Genomic DNA, 14,362 nt, shown 5'->3' with positions numbered 1-14,362 from the left:
TAAATTCACGCCATTGGTGGCGTGCTAAGCACGGATAATGCGCCGCCTATCTATTCGGCACTCATATCCGCATGACAGGCGCGGTCTGGACGAGGCGTGATTTCAGCCAGTCCGCGAAGGCCTGTATCGCGGGATTGCCGGGGCGGTCGCGCGGGGTGACGAAGTAATAGGCCCGCGAGGCGCGGATGGTGAGATCGAACGGCACCACCAGCCGCCCGGTCTCCACCGCCTGCCGGCAGACGAAATTGTCGCCGATGGCGATCCCCTGCCCCGCCAGCGCCGCTGCCAGGACGAGGTTCATGTCGGAGAAGACCACGCCCTGATCGGTGCGCGGCGCCACGACACCGGCCGCCGACAGCCAGGTGAACCAGTCGCCGAGCCCGTCGAGATGCAGCAGCACCGTGCGGAACACGTCCACCGGCTCGCTCAAGCCCCCGAGCTGGTTGAGCAGCACCGGGCTGCACACCGGCATGAAGTCGACGACGCTCAGCAGTTCCACGCTGTGGCGCGGCCAGTCGCCGTCGCCATAGGCGATGAAGGCGTCGACGCCCGGCGCGTCGACATCCTCCAGGCGCGGCGGGGTGACGATGCGCAGCGTCACGCCGGGGTGAAGCTGGCGGAACTCGGCGATATGGGTGCAGAGCCAGAAGGTGGCGAAGCCCGGCGTCGAGCTGATGGTGATCGCCCCCTGCAGCAGGCCGCGATCGCCATATTGCACCGCCGCGTCAGCCAGCAGGGCCAGAGCGGTGCGGACATCGGCGGCGTAGCGCTTGCCCTGCGGCGTCAGGCTCACGCCCTTGCCGGCGCGCTGGAGCAAAGCGAAGCCGAGATCCTGTTCGAGGAAGCGCAGCTGGTGGCTGACCGCGCTGCGGGTGATGTTCAGCTCCGCCGCCGCCTGCCAGACCGTGCCATGCCGGGCGAAGGCTTCCAGCGCCCGCAGCGCCTGTGTCGAGGGCACTCGCATGAAACCTCGTCTTTCGCCCGCCGCAACCGCGCCCCGTGCCCGCTCACGCCGGTTTCAGATAGGACTCGACCAGTTCGGTCCAGAAGGCGGCGCCGATCGGCAGCAGATCGTCGTTGAAATTATAGCCGGGATGGTGGAGCGGGCGGTCGGCTTCCGACACCCTTCCGCCGAGGAAGAAATAGCTGCCCGGCCGCTCCTTCAGCATATAGGCGAAATCCTCGCTGCCCATGCTGGGACGCGCCATTTCGCGCACCTTGTCCGCCCCGGCGAAACGGGTGGCGAGCGCGCGCAGGAAGTCCGTCTCCGCCGCGTGGTTGATGGTGGCGTCATAGCTGCGCTGATAGTCCACCGTCGCGGTCATGCCGTAGCTCGCCGCCTGCCCCTCGGCGATCAGCCGAATGCGGCGCTCCAGCTCGTCGCGCACGCCCGGATCGAAGGAGCGGATGCCGACCACCAGTTCGGCGCGCTCGGGAATGACATTGCTCGCCGCCCCGGCATGGAAGGCGCCGACCGTGATCACGCTCGGGTCCATGGGGTGGATATTGCGCGCGACGATGGATTGCAGCGCCATGACGATGGACGCCCCGGCGACGATGGGATCGGCCGTCGACTGCGGTTCGGCCCCGTGCCCGCCGCGGCCATGCACGGTGATGCGGCATTCATCGACCGCCGCCATGATCGGCCCGTCGCGGAACACGAAGGTGCCGAAGGGCACGTCGGGGTCATTGTGCAGGGCGAACACCGCGTCGCAGGGGAAGCGGTCGAACAGCCCCTCCTCCACCATGATCTTCGCCCCGCCGAAATTCTCTTCCGCCGGCTGGAAGATGAGATGCACCGTGCCGTCGAAATTGCGCCGCTCGGCGATGGCGCGCGCCGCGCCGATCAGCATGGCGGTGTGCCCGTCATGGCCGCAGGCATGCATCAGCCCCGGCGTCGTGCTGGCATAGGGCAGGCCGGTTTCCTCAAGGATCGGCAGCGCGTCGATATCGGCCCGCACCCCGACCGAGCGCCCGCTGCTGCCCTGGGACAGCGTCGCCACCAGCCCGGTCTTGGCGAGCCCGCGCGTGACCTGATAGCCGAGCGCGGTCAGTTCGCGGGCGATGAGGTCGGAGGTGCGCACCTCCTCAAGGCCGAGTTCGGGATGGGCATGAAGGTCCCGGCGCAGCGCGACCAATTCCGGCATCGCATTGGTGAGCGTGGCGCGCGCGTTCATGTTCAGGCACTCCGGTTGGGTATTCTGTTCTCGAAATAGCGGAATCCCGCCACCAGCAAAGCGGTGAGGATAAGGTAGATCAGCGCGAGCAGCAGCAGCGGTTCATAGGTGAGATAGGTCACCTGCCGGATCTTGGAGATGACGGCATAGACATCGATCACCGTGATGGTGGCGACGAGCGGGGTCGCCTTCAGCTGCAGCACGGTCTCGCCATTGAGCGTGGGCAAGGCGCGGTGCACGGCGCGTGGCAGCCAGATGCGCCAGAACAGTTTCCAGCGGCTCATGCCGTAAGCGCGGGCCGCTTCCAGCTCGCCCCTCGGCACGCCGGCAAAGGCGCCGCGCATCACCTCGCCCTCATAGGCCGCGAAGGAAAAGGTCAGCGCCGCCACGCCATAGGGCCAGGCTTCGCGCAGATAGGGCCAGAGAAAGGACTGGCGGATTTCCGGGAATTGCGGAAACAGCGAGCCGAGCCCGTAATAGAGCAGCCAGAGCTGCAGCAGCAGCGGCGTGCCGCGGATGATGGTGCAAAAGCCCTGCGCCGGCAGGCTCAGCCACCACGGCCCCGTCACCTGCACCAGCCCGATCGGCACCGCCAGCACGAAGCCGAGCAGCGCCGTGCTCACCAGCATCAGCAGCGTGACGCCGACGCCGGAGACGAGCGCGCCCGCATAGGTTGGCAGCCAGTCCCAGCGCATGAACCACGCGGCGCAGAACACCAGCACCGCCGCCACCGCCATCAGCGCGAGGCGATGCGGCTCAAGGAAACCGCGCCCGCTCGGCAGGCGGGTCAGCGCCGTCGCCTCGAGCGTGCTTTCCTCCGGCGGAAGCTCCACCAGCGGCTCCGGCGCGCCGGCGCGGCGCTCGGGCGTCATCGCGCCACCCAGCCGCGCCGGGCGCGGGCCTCGATGAAGCGGATGACGAGGGTGGAAGCCAGCGTCAGCAGCAGATACAGCACGCCCGCCGCGCAGAAGAACAGCATATAGGCCTTGGTCGTGCCCGCCGCCTGCCGCGTCACCAGCGTCAGTTCGCTGAAGCCGACCACCGCGAGCAGCGCCGTGTCCTTGGTGCAGATCAGCCAGAGATTGGACAGCCCCGGCAGCGCATGCGGCAGCATGGCCGGCAGCGTCACCCGCCGCAGCACCATCAGCGGCGACATGCCGAAGGCGCGCGCCGCCTCGATCTGCCCGGCCGGCACGGCGAGAATGGCCCCGCGCAGCACCTCGGTCGAATAGGCCCCCTGCACCACGCCGATGACGAAGATGCCGGCCGCCAGCCCGCTGATGTCCACCGACCCATAGCCCAGCGCGGCGGAGAGACGGTTGAGCAAATCCGTACCGGCGTAATAGAGCAGCAGGATCAGCACCAGCTCCGGCACCGCGCGCACCAGCGTGGTGTAGACCTCCATCAGGTCCCTGGTCACCGGCCCGCCATAGAGCTTGCCGAAGGCGCCGCCCGTGCCGAGCACGAGGCCGAGCGCGTAGCCGCCAAAGGCGATCTTGAGCGAGTTCATCAGCCCGCCGAGCAGCACGCCGCCCCAACCGGGCGGCTCCAGCGCCAGCAGGCCCCAATTGATCAGGTCGGCCGCCATCTGCCCCTCCCGGGCTCCGGCGGGCGCGGGCCGGCATCCCCTGCCGGCCCGGCCCGCACAGGATCAGCCGCCATAGATGTCGAAGTCGAAATACTTCTTGGAGAAGCTGTCGTACGTGCCGTTGGCGCGGATCGCCTTGATGGCGGCGTTGATCTTGTCCTTCAGCTCGGTGTCGCCCTTGCGCAGGCCCACGCCCACGCCGGCGCCGAGGATTTCCGGGTCATCCTTCACATTGCCCTTGAGATCGCAGCACTGCTTGCCCTGGTCGGTACTGAGGAAGGCGGCGAGCGCGATGGCGTCGGCCTGCACCGCGTCGAGGCGCCCGGCCGCGAGGTCGGCATTGGCCTCATCCTGCGTCTGGTATTCCTTCACGGTCGCGCCGGCCTTGCCGAAATATTTGTTGGCATAGTCCTGGTGGATGGTGGCGACCTGCACGCCGATGGTCTTGCCCTTCAGCCCCTCGGGCGTTGCGGTGAATTTCTCGCTCTTGGGGCCGATCACGCCGGTCGGCGTGTTGTAGTACTTGTCGGAGAAGTCGATGGTCTTCAGCCGCTCGGGCGTGATCGACATCGAGCCGACGATCATGTCGATCTTCTTCGAGGTCAGCGCCGGGATGATGCCGTCCCAGGCAACGGGCGTGATCACGCATTCGAGCTTGGCCTGCTTGCACATGGCCTCCATGAACTCGACTTCCCAGCCTTCCCACTTGCCGCTGGCGTCCGGCGAGGCGAAGGGCGGATAGGGCTCGGCGGCAAAGCCGACCTTGAGCGGTTCGGCGGCGGCGCCGCAAATGCCGGCCATGCCGATGACGGCAGCGGCGATCATCGTCCTGAATGCGTGTTTCATGCTTGTCCCCTCTGGTTTTTGGGCTTTTTCAGTGGCTGGAGCTGATGAACTTCTTCAGCCGCTCCGATTTTGGATCGCCGAAGATCTGTTCCGGCGGGCCCTGCTCCTCGATCACGCCATGGGCCAGGAACACGATGTGGCTGGCGACATTGCGGGCGAACTTCATCTCATGCGTCACCAGGATCATGGTGCGCTGCTCGCGGGCGAGATCGCCGATGACGGTCAGCACCTCGCCGACCAGTTCGGGGTCGAGCGCCGAGGTCGGTTCGTCGAACAGCATCACATGCGGCTGGACGGCGAGGGCGCGGGCGATCGCGGCCCGCTGCTGCTGGCCGCCGGAGAGGAAGGCGGGATAGGCGTCGCGCTTGTCGAACAGGCCGACACGCCGCAGCAGCGCCTCGCCGCGCGCCACCGCCTCGGCCTTCGGCACGCCGAGCACATGCACCGGCGCCTCGATGACATTCTGCAGAATGGTCATGTGCTGCCAGAGGTTGAAGCTCTGGAACACCATGCCGAGGCGGGAGCGCAGGCGCTGCACCTGCCGCCGGTCCGCCGTGGTCAGCCCGCCGACGCCGTTCGGCTTCAGCGCGATTTCCTCGCCGCGAATGGCGACGGAGCCACGGCTGGGCACTTCCAGCATGTTGATGCAGCGCAGCAGCGTCGATTTGCCGGAGCCGGAACCGCCAATGATGGCGATGACATCGCCTTCATGCGCCGTGAGCGAGATGCCCTTGAGGACCTCCAGCGCACCGAAATGCTTGTGCAGGTCGCGAATGGCGATGGCCTCGGCGCGCTCCGTCATCGGATGGGCGCCTCCGCAGGCCGAGACCAAGGCATCTGGCTCATGCCGTCCCTCTTTCCCTTCCAACACCCTCGCGCGCCCCGCCGCAGGACCGGCCAGGGCGACGCTTTCCGGCGTCGGGTCATTTCACGGGTTAACGATGCACTTTCCTTAGCAGTTATTCAAGCGTATAACTAATCGGACCGCAACGTTTTTGTGCAGTGCCAAAAATTTGGCAGCCGCTCGCCAAGAGGTATCATATGTCGCCTTTCGGGTCGCAGGAAATGTCGGCGCCGCTGCAGCGCGTGCTCATGCGGCGCCCGGGCCCGAGCCTCCTCGCGGCGGACCCGGCGCAGTGGCATTACGGCCCGACCTTCAACGGGGCGAAAGCCGTCGAGCAATATGGCGCCTTCGCCCGCCTGGTCGAACAGTCCGGCGCCGAGATCCTCTGGCTGGACGATCCCGGCGACGGGCTGGCCGATGCCATGTTCACCCATGACCCCTCGCTGATGTCCGATCATGGCGCGGTGATCCTGCGCATGGGCAAGCCGCTGCGCGCCGGAGAGCCTGCGCTGCATGAGCGGGCCTATGCCGAGCGCCAGATCCCGATCCTCGGGCGCATCGAGGCCCCCGGCACGGTGGAGGGCGGCGACTGCGTGTGGCTGGATGCGCGCACCCTCATTGTCGGGCGCGGCGTGCGCACCAATCAGGCGGGCATCGACCAGCTCGGCGCCCTCCTCGCCCCTCATGGCATCGCCGTGCTGGGCTTCGACCTGCCGCTCTGGCACGGGGAAGAAGCCTGCCTGCATCTCATGAGCGTCATCAGCCCCTTGGCCGACGATCTCGCCCTCGTCTTCGCCCCGCTTCTGCCGGCCGCGTTCTACCAGCTGCTGAAGGCGCGCGGCATCCGCCTGATCGAAGCCCCGGCCGACGAGTTCCACGCCAGCAACGGCCTCTCGCTCAACGTGCTGCCGACACGCCCGAACGAGGTGATCATGGTCGAGGGCTTCCCCGCCACCAAAGCGGCGATGGAGGCCGCCGGCTGCACGGTTTCGACCTTCGCGGCGGACGCGCTGTGCATCGCCTGCGAGGGCGGCCCCACCTGCCTGACGCGGCCCGTGCTGCGTCGCGCGGCATGACCCGCCGGGATTTCCATAGGGGCACCGAGGCCGAGCGTCGGCACGACCTCATCGAGGCGACGCTCGACTGCATTTCGGAAGCCGGGCTGCAGGGCGCCACGGTGCGCCAGATCGCGACACGGGCCGGGGTGACGGCGGGGCTGATCCGGCATTATTTCGCCTCCAAGGACATCATCCTCCAGGAAGCCTACAAGGTCCTCATCGCCCGGCTGACCGAGAAGGCGAAGAATCTTGAGGGCACGCCGGAGCAGCGGCTGTCGGACTTCATCTTCGTCAACCTGACCGAGCCCGTCGCCAACAGCCGCAGCCTCTCGCTCTGGGCGGCGTTCATCAGCCGGGTCAGCGTCGACCCCGCTCTCGCGGCGATCCACCGCGAGGGCTATCTGAGCTTCCGCGCCGAACTGGAAGAATTGCTGGCGGATTTTCTCGCCGGCCGGGGCGCGCCCGTCACCCCGGCGCGCATCCGCGCGCTCGCCATCGCCATCAACGGCATTCTGGACGGCCTCTGGCTGGAAGGCTGCCTCGCCGGCGAACTTTTCGAGGAAAGCGAACTGGTCTCGATCGCCTTTTCCTCCGTCGAGGCGCTGATCGGCCACCCGATCGCCGCGCCAACCCCCACCGATCGCGACCGGGAGTAGCCCAATGCGCTACGCATCCATCACCGACAGGCTCGCCCGCCTCGGCTCCGAGAAATGGGCCGTCCATGTCGAGGGCCGCCGCCGCAAGGCCGCCGGCCGGTCCATCATCGAGCTGACCATCGGCGAGCCGGACCTGCCGCCGCATGAGCGGCTGATCGCGGAAGCGACGCGCGCCATGGCGGCCGGCCGGCACCGCTATTCCAACGGGCGCGGCGAGCCGGTGGTGGTCGACGCTCTGGTGCGCAAATACGCCGGGCGCCGGCCGGGCGTGACCGGCGACAATGTGCTGTGCTTTCCCGGCACCCAGACCGCGCTGTTCGCCGTCATGCTCGGCCTGGTCGAGACCGGCGACGCGGTGCTGGTGGGCGATCCGCTCTACGCCACCTATGAGGGCGTCGTCCGCGCCACCGGCGCCGAGATGATCCCCGTGCCGCTGCGCCCGGAAAAGGGCTTCCACATGCAGGCGGCGGATCTTGAGCGGGCGATCACCCCGCATTCCCGCGTGCTGCTGCTCAACACGCCGCACAACCCCACCGGCGCCGTGCTCACCGCCGAGGAGATCGCCGCCATCGGCGAGGTCTGCCGCCGCCACGATCTGTGGATCGTCTCCGACGAGGTCTATGAGGAACTGATCCTCGAAGGCCGCTTCGCCTCGCCCTTCGACGATCCCGCGCTGGCCGAGCGCACCATCGTCTGTTCCTCCATCTCGAAATCGCACGCCGCGCCGGGCTTCCGCAGCGGCTGGGCCATCGGGCCGGCCGAATTCTGCGCCCGCCTTCTGGCGGTGTCGGAAACCATGCTGTTCGGCCAGCAGCCCTTCATCGCCGACATGACCGCGCATGCGCTCGACAACCCCATCGGCACCTCCGCCCTCATGCGCACCGCCTATCGCCGGCGCGCCGCCCTCATCGCCACCATGCTGGCGGAGGCGCCGGGGCTGGTGCCATTCCCGCCCGAGGCCGGCATGTTCATCGTCGTCGATGTCAGCGGCACCGGCATGGACGGCGAAGCCTTCGCCTGGGCCCTGCTGAACGAGGAAGAGGTCGCGGTCATGCCCGGCTCCGCCTTCGGTGCCGAGGCCCGGGATTTCATCCGCATCAGCCTGACGGTACCGGACGACAGGATCGAAGAAGCGTGCCGGCGCATGGCGGCGCTGGCCGCGCGCTCGGGTCTGCGGAAGGCGAGACGGGCCTAGAATTCGGTGGCGCCGGCCACTGGCGGGCAAGGCGGGGTGGGAGGAGCGGTCATGGGTACGAAAACGGTTGGGGAGGCGCTGATCGACCTCCTGGAAGCCAATGGCGTCGAGGTGGTGTTCGGCATTCCCGGCGTGCACACGGTCGAGCTCTATCGCGGCCTCGCCGGCGCGAAAATCCGCCACATCACCCCGCGCCATGAGCAGGGCGCGGGCTTCATGGCCGATGGCTATGCCCGCGTCACCGGCAAGCCGGGCGTGGCGCTGGTCATCACCGGGCCGGGGCTCACCAACACCATCACCGCCATGGCGCAGGCGCGGCAGGATTCCGTGCCCATGCTGGTGATTTCAGGCGTCAACCGGCGCGCCTCGCTCGGCCAGGGCCTCGGCTATCTGCACGAGCTGCCGGATCAGGCGGCACTGATGAAGAGTTTCGCCGCCGCGTCCTGGACGCTGAACGACCCGGCCGACCTCGCCTCGGTGGTGGCGCAGGCCTTCGCGGTCATGGGGTCCGTGCGGCCGGGGCCGGTGCATATCGAAATCCCCACCGATGTGATGCCCCTGCCGGCCGGCGAGATCGTCGCCAGGGCCACCGTGCCGGCCCGCCCCGGCGCGGCGGCGGCGACGCTGCGCCAGCTCGCCGCCCTGTGCGATGAGGCCCGGCGCATCGTGCTGATGTGCGGCGGCGGCGCCGTCGCGGCGGCGGGCGCGGTCGAAGCGCTGGCGCAAAAGCTCGACGCACCCGTGGTCATGACGGTGAACGCCCGCGGCCTCATGGCCGGCCATCCCCTGCGCGTGCCGGCGAGCCCGAGCCTTGCGGCCACCCGCCGGCTCATCGCCGAGGCGGATCTCGTCATCGGGCTCGGCACCGAAATGGGCCAGACCGATTACGACATGTATGACGATGGCCGGTTCCCGCCGCTCGCCCGTTTCGTGCGCGTGGACATCGACCCGCTCCAGCTCGCGCGCGCGCCGCACGCGGACCTGCCCGTGCTGTCGACGGTGGAAGCGGCGGTCGATGGCCTCCTCCCGCTTGTTGCCGCCCGCAGCGGCGATGGCGCGGCGCGGGCGGCGGCGACGCGCGAGGCGGCCTGGCAGGAGCTGACGCCGAAGATCCGCACCGAAATCGGCGTGATCGAGGCGATCTACGCCGCGCTGCCGGACGCGCTCGTGGTCGGGGATTCCACCCAGGCCGTCTATGCCGGCAATCTCTATCTCGATCTCGCCCGCCCGCGCGCCTGGTTCAATGCCGCGACCGGCTTCGGCGCGCTGGGCTATGGCCCTCCGGCCGCCATCGGCGCGGCGCTCGGCGCGCCGGATCGTCCGGTCGTCTGCCTCACCGGCGATGGCGGGTTCCAGTTCTCCCTCGCCGAGATCGGCTCGGCGGTCGATGCCGGGACACGGGTGATCTTTCTCGTGTGGAACAATGACGGCTATCAGGAGATCGAGACCTACATGGTCGCGAACGGCATCACCCCGGAGGGCGTGAAGCCGTCGCCGCCGGATTTCCTGGGCATGGCCGGGGCCTATGGCGTGCCTGCGCTCCGCCTTTCGGATGTGAGCGAGCTCGGCGCGGCACTCACCGCCGCGAAGGAGCGTAACGGGCCGAGCCTAATCGAGATTCACCAGACGCGGACACGCGGCGCCACCGCCTGACGCGCCGTCGGTTTCCAGCCAGCCCGCACGGGAGAAAGGCGCGGGCGGGCGGGCCTTTCCGGTCCGGCGGCAACAGCCGAGCTAGGCATTTTCGCCGGAATTGCTCTAGACGGGGCCATGGTCGAGCGCTTCACCCTCATTGACGTGGCCCTGTGCCAGCAGGAGATCAAGAAAAGCCGCTTCCGCGCGGCGGCCGCGCCCGTGGCCGACGAGGCGGCGGCGAAGGCGTTCATCGCCGCGCAGTCCGATCCTGGGGCCAATCACAATTGCTGGGCATGGCGGATCGGCGCCGCCTACCGCTTCAGCGATGACGGCGAGCCTTCCGGCACCGCCGGCAAGCCGATTCTCGCCGCGCTCGACGGGCAGGGTCTCGACCGGGTCGCCGTCGTGGTCACGCGCTGGTTCGGCGGCATTCTGCTCGGCAGCGGCGGGCTGGTGCGCGCCTATGGCGGCACCGCCGCGCAATGCCTGCGCGAGGCCGCCAAGGTGGCGGTGGTGGAGACCGTGGCGGGGACGGCGGAATGCGGCTTCAGCGATCTCGCTCTGGTGCAGGCTCGGCTCGGCGCCCTGCCCGGCGTCGAGGTCGCGGTCGAGTCCTTCACCGCGAGCGGCGCCATCCTTTCCCTCGCCGCCCCGGCCGCGCAGGCCGAACAGCTCGCGCGGGCGCTGTCCGACCTCACCAGCGGACGCTCGCGGCTGCGATGGCAGGACGGGACGCCCGACGCCTGACGCGCGAGGTCTGACGCCCGCCCCCGCCCTCGGCTCGGGCCCTGCGTTTTCAGCATGGCATCCGGCGCCGGCTGGCGACAATTTGGGCTGACGAAAACCCTGCACAGGTTCTAAGCTGGACCGGCGCGGGCCTCTTCCCGCATCCGCCAGCCGAGCACGCTTCGATGAACATCGCCGCCCCCCCGACCTCTCCCGCCGCCGAGCCCATTGCCGACGCCTTCGCCCACACCCCCTATGACGGGTCGCGCAAGGCGTTTTCCGTCGGCCTCGCCCCGCTCGACCTCGCGGAGTGGATCGAGCCCGACGCGCATCTCGCCACCACGCTGGCAGAGCGCGCGGCGTTGATCCGCGACAGGCGCGACATCGTGGTGTGCGAGGAGCCGGACACCCGCGCGGCGCAGCGCGAGACGCTGGAGCTTCTCGTCGCCCATCTCACCGCGCGCTTTCCCGCGCAGTACCGGCTGGAGGGCCGGCACCTCACCGTGGCCGCGACCGGACGGACCTTCGATCTCGACGAGGAGAGCGAAGCGCCGCTCGTCGTCGCCGGGCAGATCGTCTCCGACGATCTCGTGCTGCTGCGCAAGAGCGAGGCCGGCTACCGGCTCGTCGCCGCCGTATTGTGCTTCCCCTCCGCCTGGTCGCTCACCGAGAAATTCGGCCAGTCGCTCGACGAACTTCACCGTGCGGTGCCGGGCTATGAGAGCAAGCTCGCCCGGGTGATGAACCGCATTTTCGAGAATCTGAAGGTCGACCAGCCGGTGTGGCGGGTGAACTGGTCGATCTATCCCGATGACGAACTGCACCACCCCGAATCGAAGGAGCGCCCGCGCCACTGGTTCGAGGACCCCGCCCATCTCGCCCCGGAAGCCTTCGTGCGGGTGGAACGGCAGACGCTGCGCCGCCTGCCGGAGAGCGGCGACATGCTGTTCACCATCCGCATCCATGTCGACCCGTTCCTCGCCTTCCGCCGCCACCCGGAAGGGCGCGCCCTCGCCGCCTCGCTGCGCGAGCAGATTCTCGGCCTCGACGCCGATCAGCTCGCGTATAAGGGACTAACCGAGCACCGCGACGCGGTGGCGGCGGCGCTGGAACGGCTCGCGGCGGGCGCCTGAACCGGCCGCGCATTGGGGGGAAAGGCTGATGGTCTTCTGGGTTCCGTTGATCGCCTGGGCGCTCGCCATCGGCCTCGCTTTGCTGATGTCGTGGCGCGGGCCGCACCCGTTCTCGCTCGCGCTCGTGGTGGACCAGCTGCTGCGCTACATCCTGCTGCTGCCGGTCGGCCTCATGGGGCTGTGGGCCTTTCTGGGGCATGTGTTCTTCCCCGGCCAGGCGGCGGCCTCCATCGGCTGGGCGCCGAGCCCGTTCCAGTTCGAGGTCGGCATGGCCAATCTCGGCATCGGCGTCGCCGGGGTGATCGGCGCCTTTCTCGGCTCGCCCGGCTACCGCGCGGCGGTGGGCATCGTCGCGCTCGGCTTTCTCGGCGGCGCCGGCATCGGCCACGCCATCCAGATCGAGGAGACCGGCAATATGGCCAGCGGCAATGCCGGGCCGATCTTCTACACCGATTTCCTCACGCCGCTCGCCGTGCTCGGCCTGTTGCTGATCCAGCGCGTGCTCGGGCCCGTACCGCAAAGGTGATGGACGGCGGGGGCCGGCACGCTTGCCTCCCGTCCGGTGCGGCCTAACTGATGGGCCATCCGTGAGGCTGCCTTGACCGACCCCGATTCTCCCGACCGCGAAGCCAACCGCCTTTCCGCCCGCGCTCTGCGCTATGCCCGCGTCGGCACCAGCGTCGGCGGCGTCGCCGCGCGCATGGCCGGCACCAGGCTGTTCGGCACGGGCGCGAAGCAGGGCGACGCCGCCGCGCTCGCCGCCGCGCTGGGCGGGCTGAAAGGACCGATCATGAAGGTCGCCCAGCTGATGGCGACCATCCCCGACGCGCTGCCGCCGGACTACGCCAAGGAACTCGCCACGCTGCAGAACCAGGCCCCGCCCATGGGCTGGGCCTTCGTCAAGCGGCGGATGATGGCGGAACTCGGCCCGGACTGGCAGGCGCGCTTCCTTTCCTTCGACAAGGAGCCGGCCGCCGCCGCCTCGCTCGGCCAGGTCCACCGCGCCCGCGCGCTGGATGGCACCAGCCTGGCGGTGAAGCTGCAATATCCCGACATGCAGTCGGCGGTGGAAGCGGACCTCAAGCAGCTCGGCCTGCTGCTTTCCATCCACCGGCGGATGGACCCCGCCATCGACACGACAGACATCGCCGAGGAGATCGGCGAAAGGGTGCGCGAGGAGCTGGACTATAAGCGCGAGGCCGCCCATGCCGGGCTCTACGCCGCGATGCTGGCGCAGGCCCCGCAGGTGCGGGTGCCGCGCGTGCATCCCGACCTCTCCACCGGCCGCCTGCTGACGCTGGACTGGCTGGAGGGGCGCCGGCTGCTGGATTTCGTCGACCATCCGCTGGAGGAGCGCAACGCCATCGCCCGCGCCATGTTCGCGGCGTGGTGGCAGCCCTTTTCCCGCTTCGGCGTCATCCATGGCGACCCGCATCTCGGCAATTACACCGTGTTCGAGGAGGCGGGGCGGCCGGCGGGAATCAATCTGCTCGACTATGGCTGCATCCGCATCTTCCCGCCCAGCTTCGTCGGCGGCGTGGTCGATCTCTATCGCGGCCTTCAGGCGGGGGACGAGGCCCGCATCGTCCATGCCTATGAGGTCTGGGGCTTTCGCGGCCTCTCCCGCGCGCTGATCGACGTGCTCAACATCTGGGCCCGCTTCATCTATGGCCCGCTGCTCGACGATCGCGTCCGCACCATCGCCGACGGCGTGGCGCCGGGGGACTATGGGCGGCGCGAGGCCTTCACCGTGCACCGGGCGCTGAAGGAACAGGGCCCGGTCCGCGTGCCGCGCGAATTCGTCTTCATGGACCGCGCCGCCATCGGCCTTGGCGGGGTGTTCCTGCACCTCAAGGCGGAGCTGAATTTCCACGCGCTTTTCGAGGAAGCGATCGCCGATTTCTCCACCGAAAGCGTGGCGGCGCGTCAAGGCGCCGCGCTGGTGGAGGCCGGACTGCGCTGACCTGCCCCGGCGCGCGCCGTTGCCGCAGGCGGAGTCTTCCGCTAAAGCGGAGCATCGCGCGATCATTATTCTTTGGGAGGGGGTCGACATGGCCGATCACGGAGTGACCGAATACGCCAAGGCGGATGGCAACGACTATGCCGAGCACCGGGGCACGTACCACTTCTTCACCAAGATGACCCTCGTCAGCACGCTGGCCCTGTGCAGCTTCATGGTGTCCTTCGCCATTGGCGGCGCTAACGGCCATTGGGGCATCTTCACCATCGGCACCCTCGCCTCGGTCGCCGCCTGCGCCATCGGCCTCGCCTCGGAAGACGGCAAGCCGAAGCTGCTGTTCGGCCTGCTCGGCGTTCTCGTGCTCGCCCTGATCATCACCTCCTGAGACCAGCCATGCGTATCGCGATTGTCAAAGAGAGCTCTGCTTCGGAGCCACGGGTCGCCGCGTCTGCCGACACGGTGAAGCGCTATATCGGTCTGGGTGCGGCGGTTTTTGTCGCGTCGGGGGCGGGGGCGGCGTCGGGGATTGGCGACGGGGAGTATG

The 14,362-nt window shown here is 68.8% G+C and carries 15 protein-coding genes and 1 pseudogene; 10 read left to right on the top strand and 6 right to left on the bottom strand.

What is annotated here, in order from left to right; translation table 11 throughout:
• Positions 1-61: 61 nt before the first annotated feature.
• From J2S75_RS09760 to J2S75_RS09735, 6 genes are all read right to left on the bottom strand, one after another.
• Entirely contained in the window at positions 62-964 is a 903-nt protein-coding gene (locus J2S75_RS09760) for a LysR substrate-binding domain-containing protein (protein ID WP_307019659.1), read from the bottom strand.
• 43 nt (positions 965-1,007) lie between these two features.
• A complete protein-coding gene (locus J2S75_RS09755; RefSeq protein WP_307019658.1) occupies positions 1,008-2,177 on the bottom strand; it encodes a M20 aminoacylase family protein in 1,170 nt (389 codons plus the stop codon).
• 2 nt (positions 2,178-2,179) lie between these two features.
• The gene (locus tag J2S75_RS09750; protein ID WP_307020064.1) at positions 2,180-2,914 is read right to left on the bottom strand and encodes an ABC transporter permease; all 735 of its coding nucleotides are present in this window, start codon (positions 2,912-2,914) and stop codon (positions 2,180-2,182) included.
• Positions 2,915-3,045: 131 nt separating this feature from the next.
• Positions 3,046-3,765, bottom strand: a complete 720-nt coding sequence (locus J2S75_RS09745) for an ABC transporter permease (RefSeq protein WP_307019657.1) — start codon at positions 3,763-3,765, stop codon at positions 3,046-3,048.
• Positions 3,766-3,828: 63 nt separating this feature from the next.
• Positions 3,829-4,590 carry a transporter substrate-binding domain-containing protein gene (locus J2S75_RS09740; RefSeq protein WP_307020063.1) on the bottom strand — a complete coding sequence of 254 codons (762 nt, stop codon included), beginning with the start codon at positions 4,588-4,590 and terminating at the stop codon, positions 3,829-3,831.
• A 49-nt stretch (positions 4,591-4,639) separates the two neighbouring features.
• Positions 4,640-5,413 (bottom strand): ABC transporter ATP-binding protein, encoded by a 774-nt coding sequence (locus J2S75_RS09735; RefSeq protein WP_307019656.1) that lies wholly within the window; start codon positions 5,411-5,413, stop codon positions 4,640-4,642.
• 239 nt (positions 5,414-5,652) lie between these two features.
• On the opposite strand from J2S75_RS09735, the gene J2S75_RS09730 reads away from it, so the two are divergent.
• The 10 genes and pseudogenes from J2S75_RS09730 to J2S75_RS09685 all read left to right on the top strand — a co-directional run.
• On the top strand, positions 5,653-6,531 hold the full coding sequence (locus J2S75_RS09730) for a dimethylarginine dimethylaminohydrolase family protein (protein ID WP_307019655.1): 879 nt from the start codon (positions 5,653-5,655) through the stop codon (positions 6,529-6,531).
• Positions 6,528-7,169, top strand: a complete 642-nt coding sequence (locus J2S75_RS09725; RefSeq protein ID WP_307019654.1) for a TetR family transcriptional regulator C-terminal domain-containing protein — start codon at positions 6,528-6,530, stop codon at positions 7,167-7,169. Before J2S75_RS09730 ends, J2S75_RS09725 begins: the two co-directional genes overlap by 4 nt.
• Positions 7,170-7,173: 4 nt before the next feature.
• Positions 7,174-8,364 (top strand): pyridoxal phosphate-dependent aminotransferase, encoded by a 1,191-nt coding sequence (locus J2S75_RS09720; protein ID WP_307019653.1) that lies wholly within the window; start codon positions 7,174-7,176, stop codon positions 8,362-8,364.
• A gap of 51 nt (positions 8,365-8,415) precedes the next feature.
• Positions 8,416-10,017, top strand: coding sequence for a 5-guanidino-2-oxopentanoate decarboxylase (locus J2S75_RS09715; RefSeq protein WP_307019652.1), 1,602 nt, complete (start codon positions 8,416-8,418; stop codon positions 10,015-10,017).
• Positions 10,018-10,134: 117 nt separating this feature from the next.
• Positions 10,135-10,746: an IMPACT family protein gene (locus tag J2S75_RS09710; RefSeq protein ID WP_307019651.1), complete on the top strand. Its 612-nt coding sequence runs from the start codon at positions 10,135-10,137 to the stop codon at positions 10,744-10,746.
• 164 nt (positions 10,747-10,910) lie between these two features.
• On the top strand, positions 10,911-11,858 hold the full coding sequence (locus tag J2S75_RS09705; RefSeq protein ID WP_307019650.1) for a heme-dependent oxidative N-demethylase family protein: 948 nt from the start codon (positions 10,911-10,913) through the stop codon (positions 11,856-11,858).
• A 28-nt stretch (positions 11,859-11,886) separates the two neighbouring features.
• Entirely contained in the window at positions 11,887-12,384 is a 498-nt protein-coding gene (locus J2S75_RS09700) for a DUF6790 family protein (protein ID WP_307019649.1), read from the top strand.
• A gap of 72 nt (positions 12,385-12,456) precedes the next feature.
• Positions 12,457-13,821: an ABC1 kinase family protein gene (locus J2S75_RS09695; protein ID WP_307019648.1), complete on the top strand. Its 1,365-nt coding sequence runs from the start codon at positions 12,457-12,459 to the stop codon at positions 13,819-13,821.
• Positions 13,822-13,909: 88 nt separating this feature from the next.
• Positions 13,910-14,203: an aa3-type cytochrome c oxidase subunit IV gene (locus J2S75_RS09690; protein WP_244375285.1), complete on the top strand. Its 294-nt coding sequence runs from the start codon at positions 13,910-13,912 to the stop codon at positions 14,201-14,203.
• Between the two features lie 8 nt (positions 14,204-14,211).
• Positions 14,212-14,362 (top strand): annotated as a pseudogene (locus J2S75_RS09685) (NAD(P)(+) transhydrogenase (Re/Si-specific) subunit alpha); the annotation flags it as partial.

The sequence above is a fragment of the Ancylobacter polymorphus genome (assembly GCF_030813495.1).
Classification (GTDB): Bacteria; Pseudomonadota; Alphaproteobacteria; order Rhizobiales; family Xanthobacteraceae; genus Ancylobacter; species Ancylobacter polymorphus.
The sequence above is the reverse complement of the archived record's forward strand: the minus strand, read 5'-3'. Positions and strand labels throughout refer to the sequence as shown.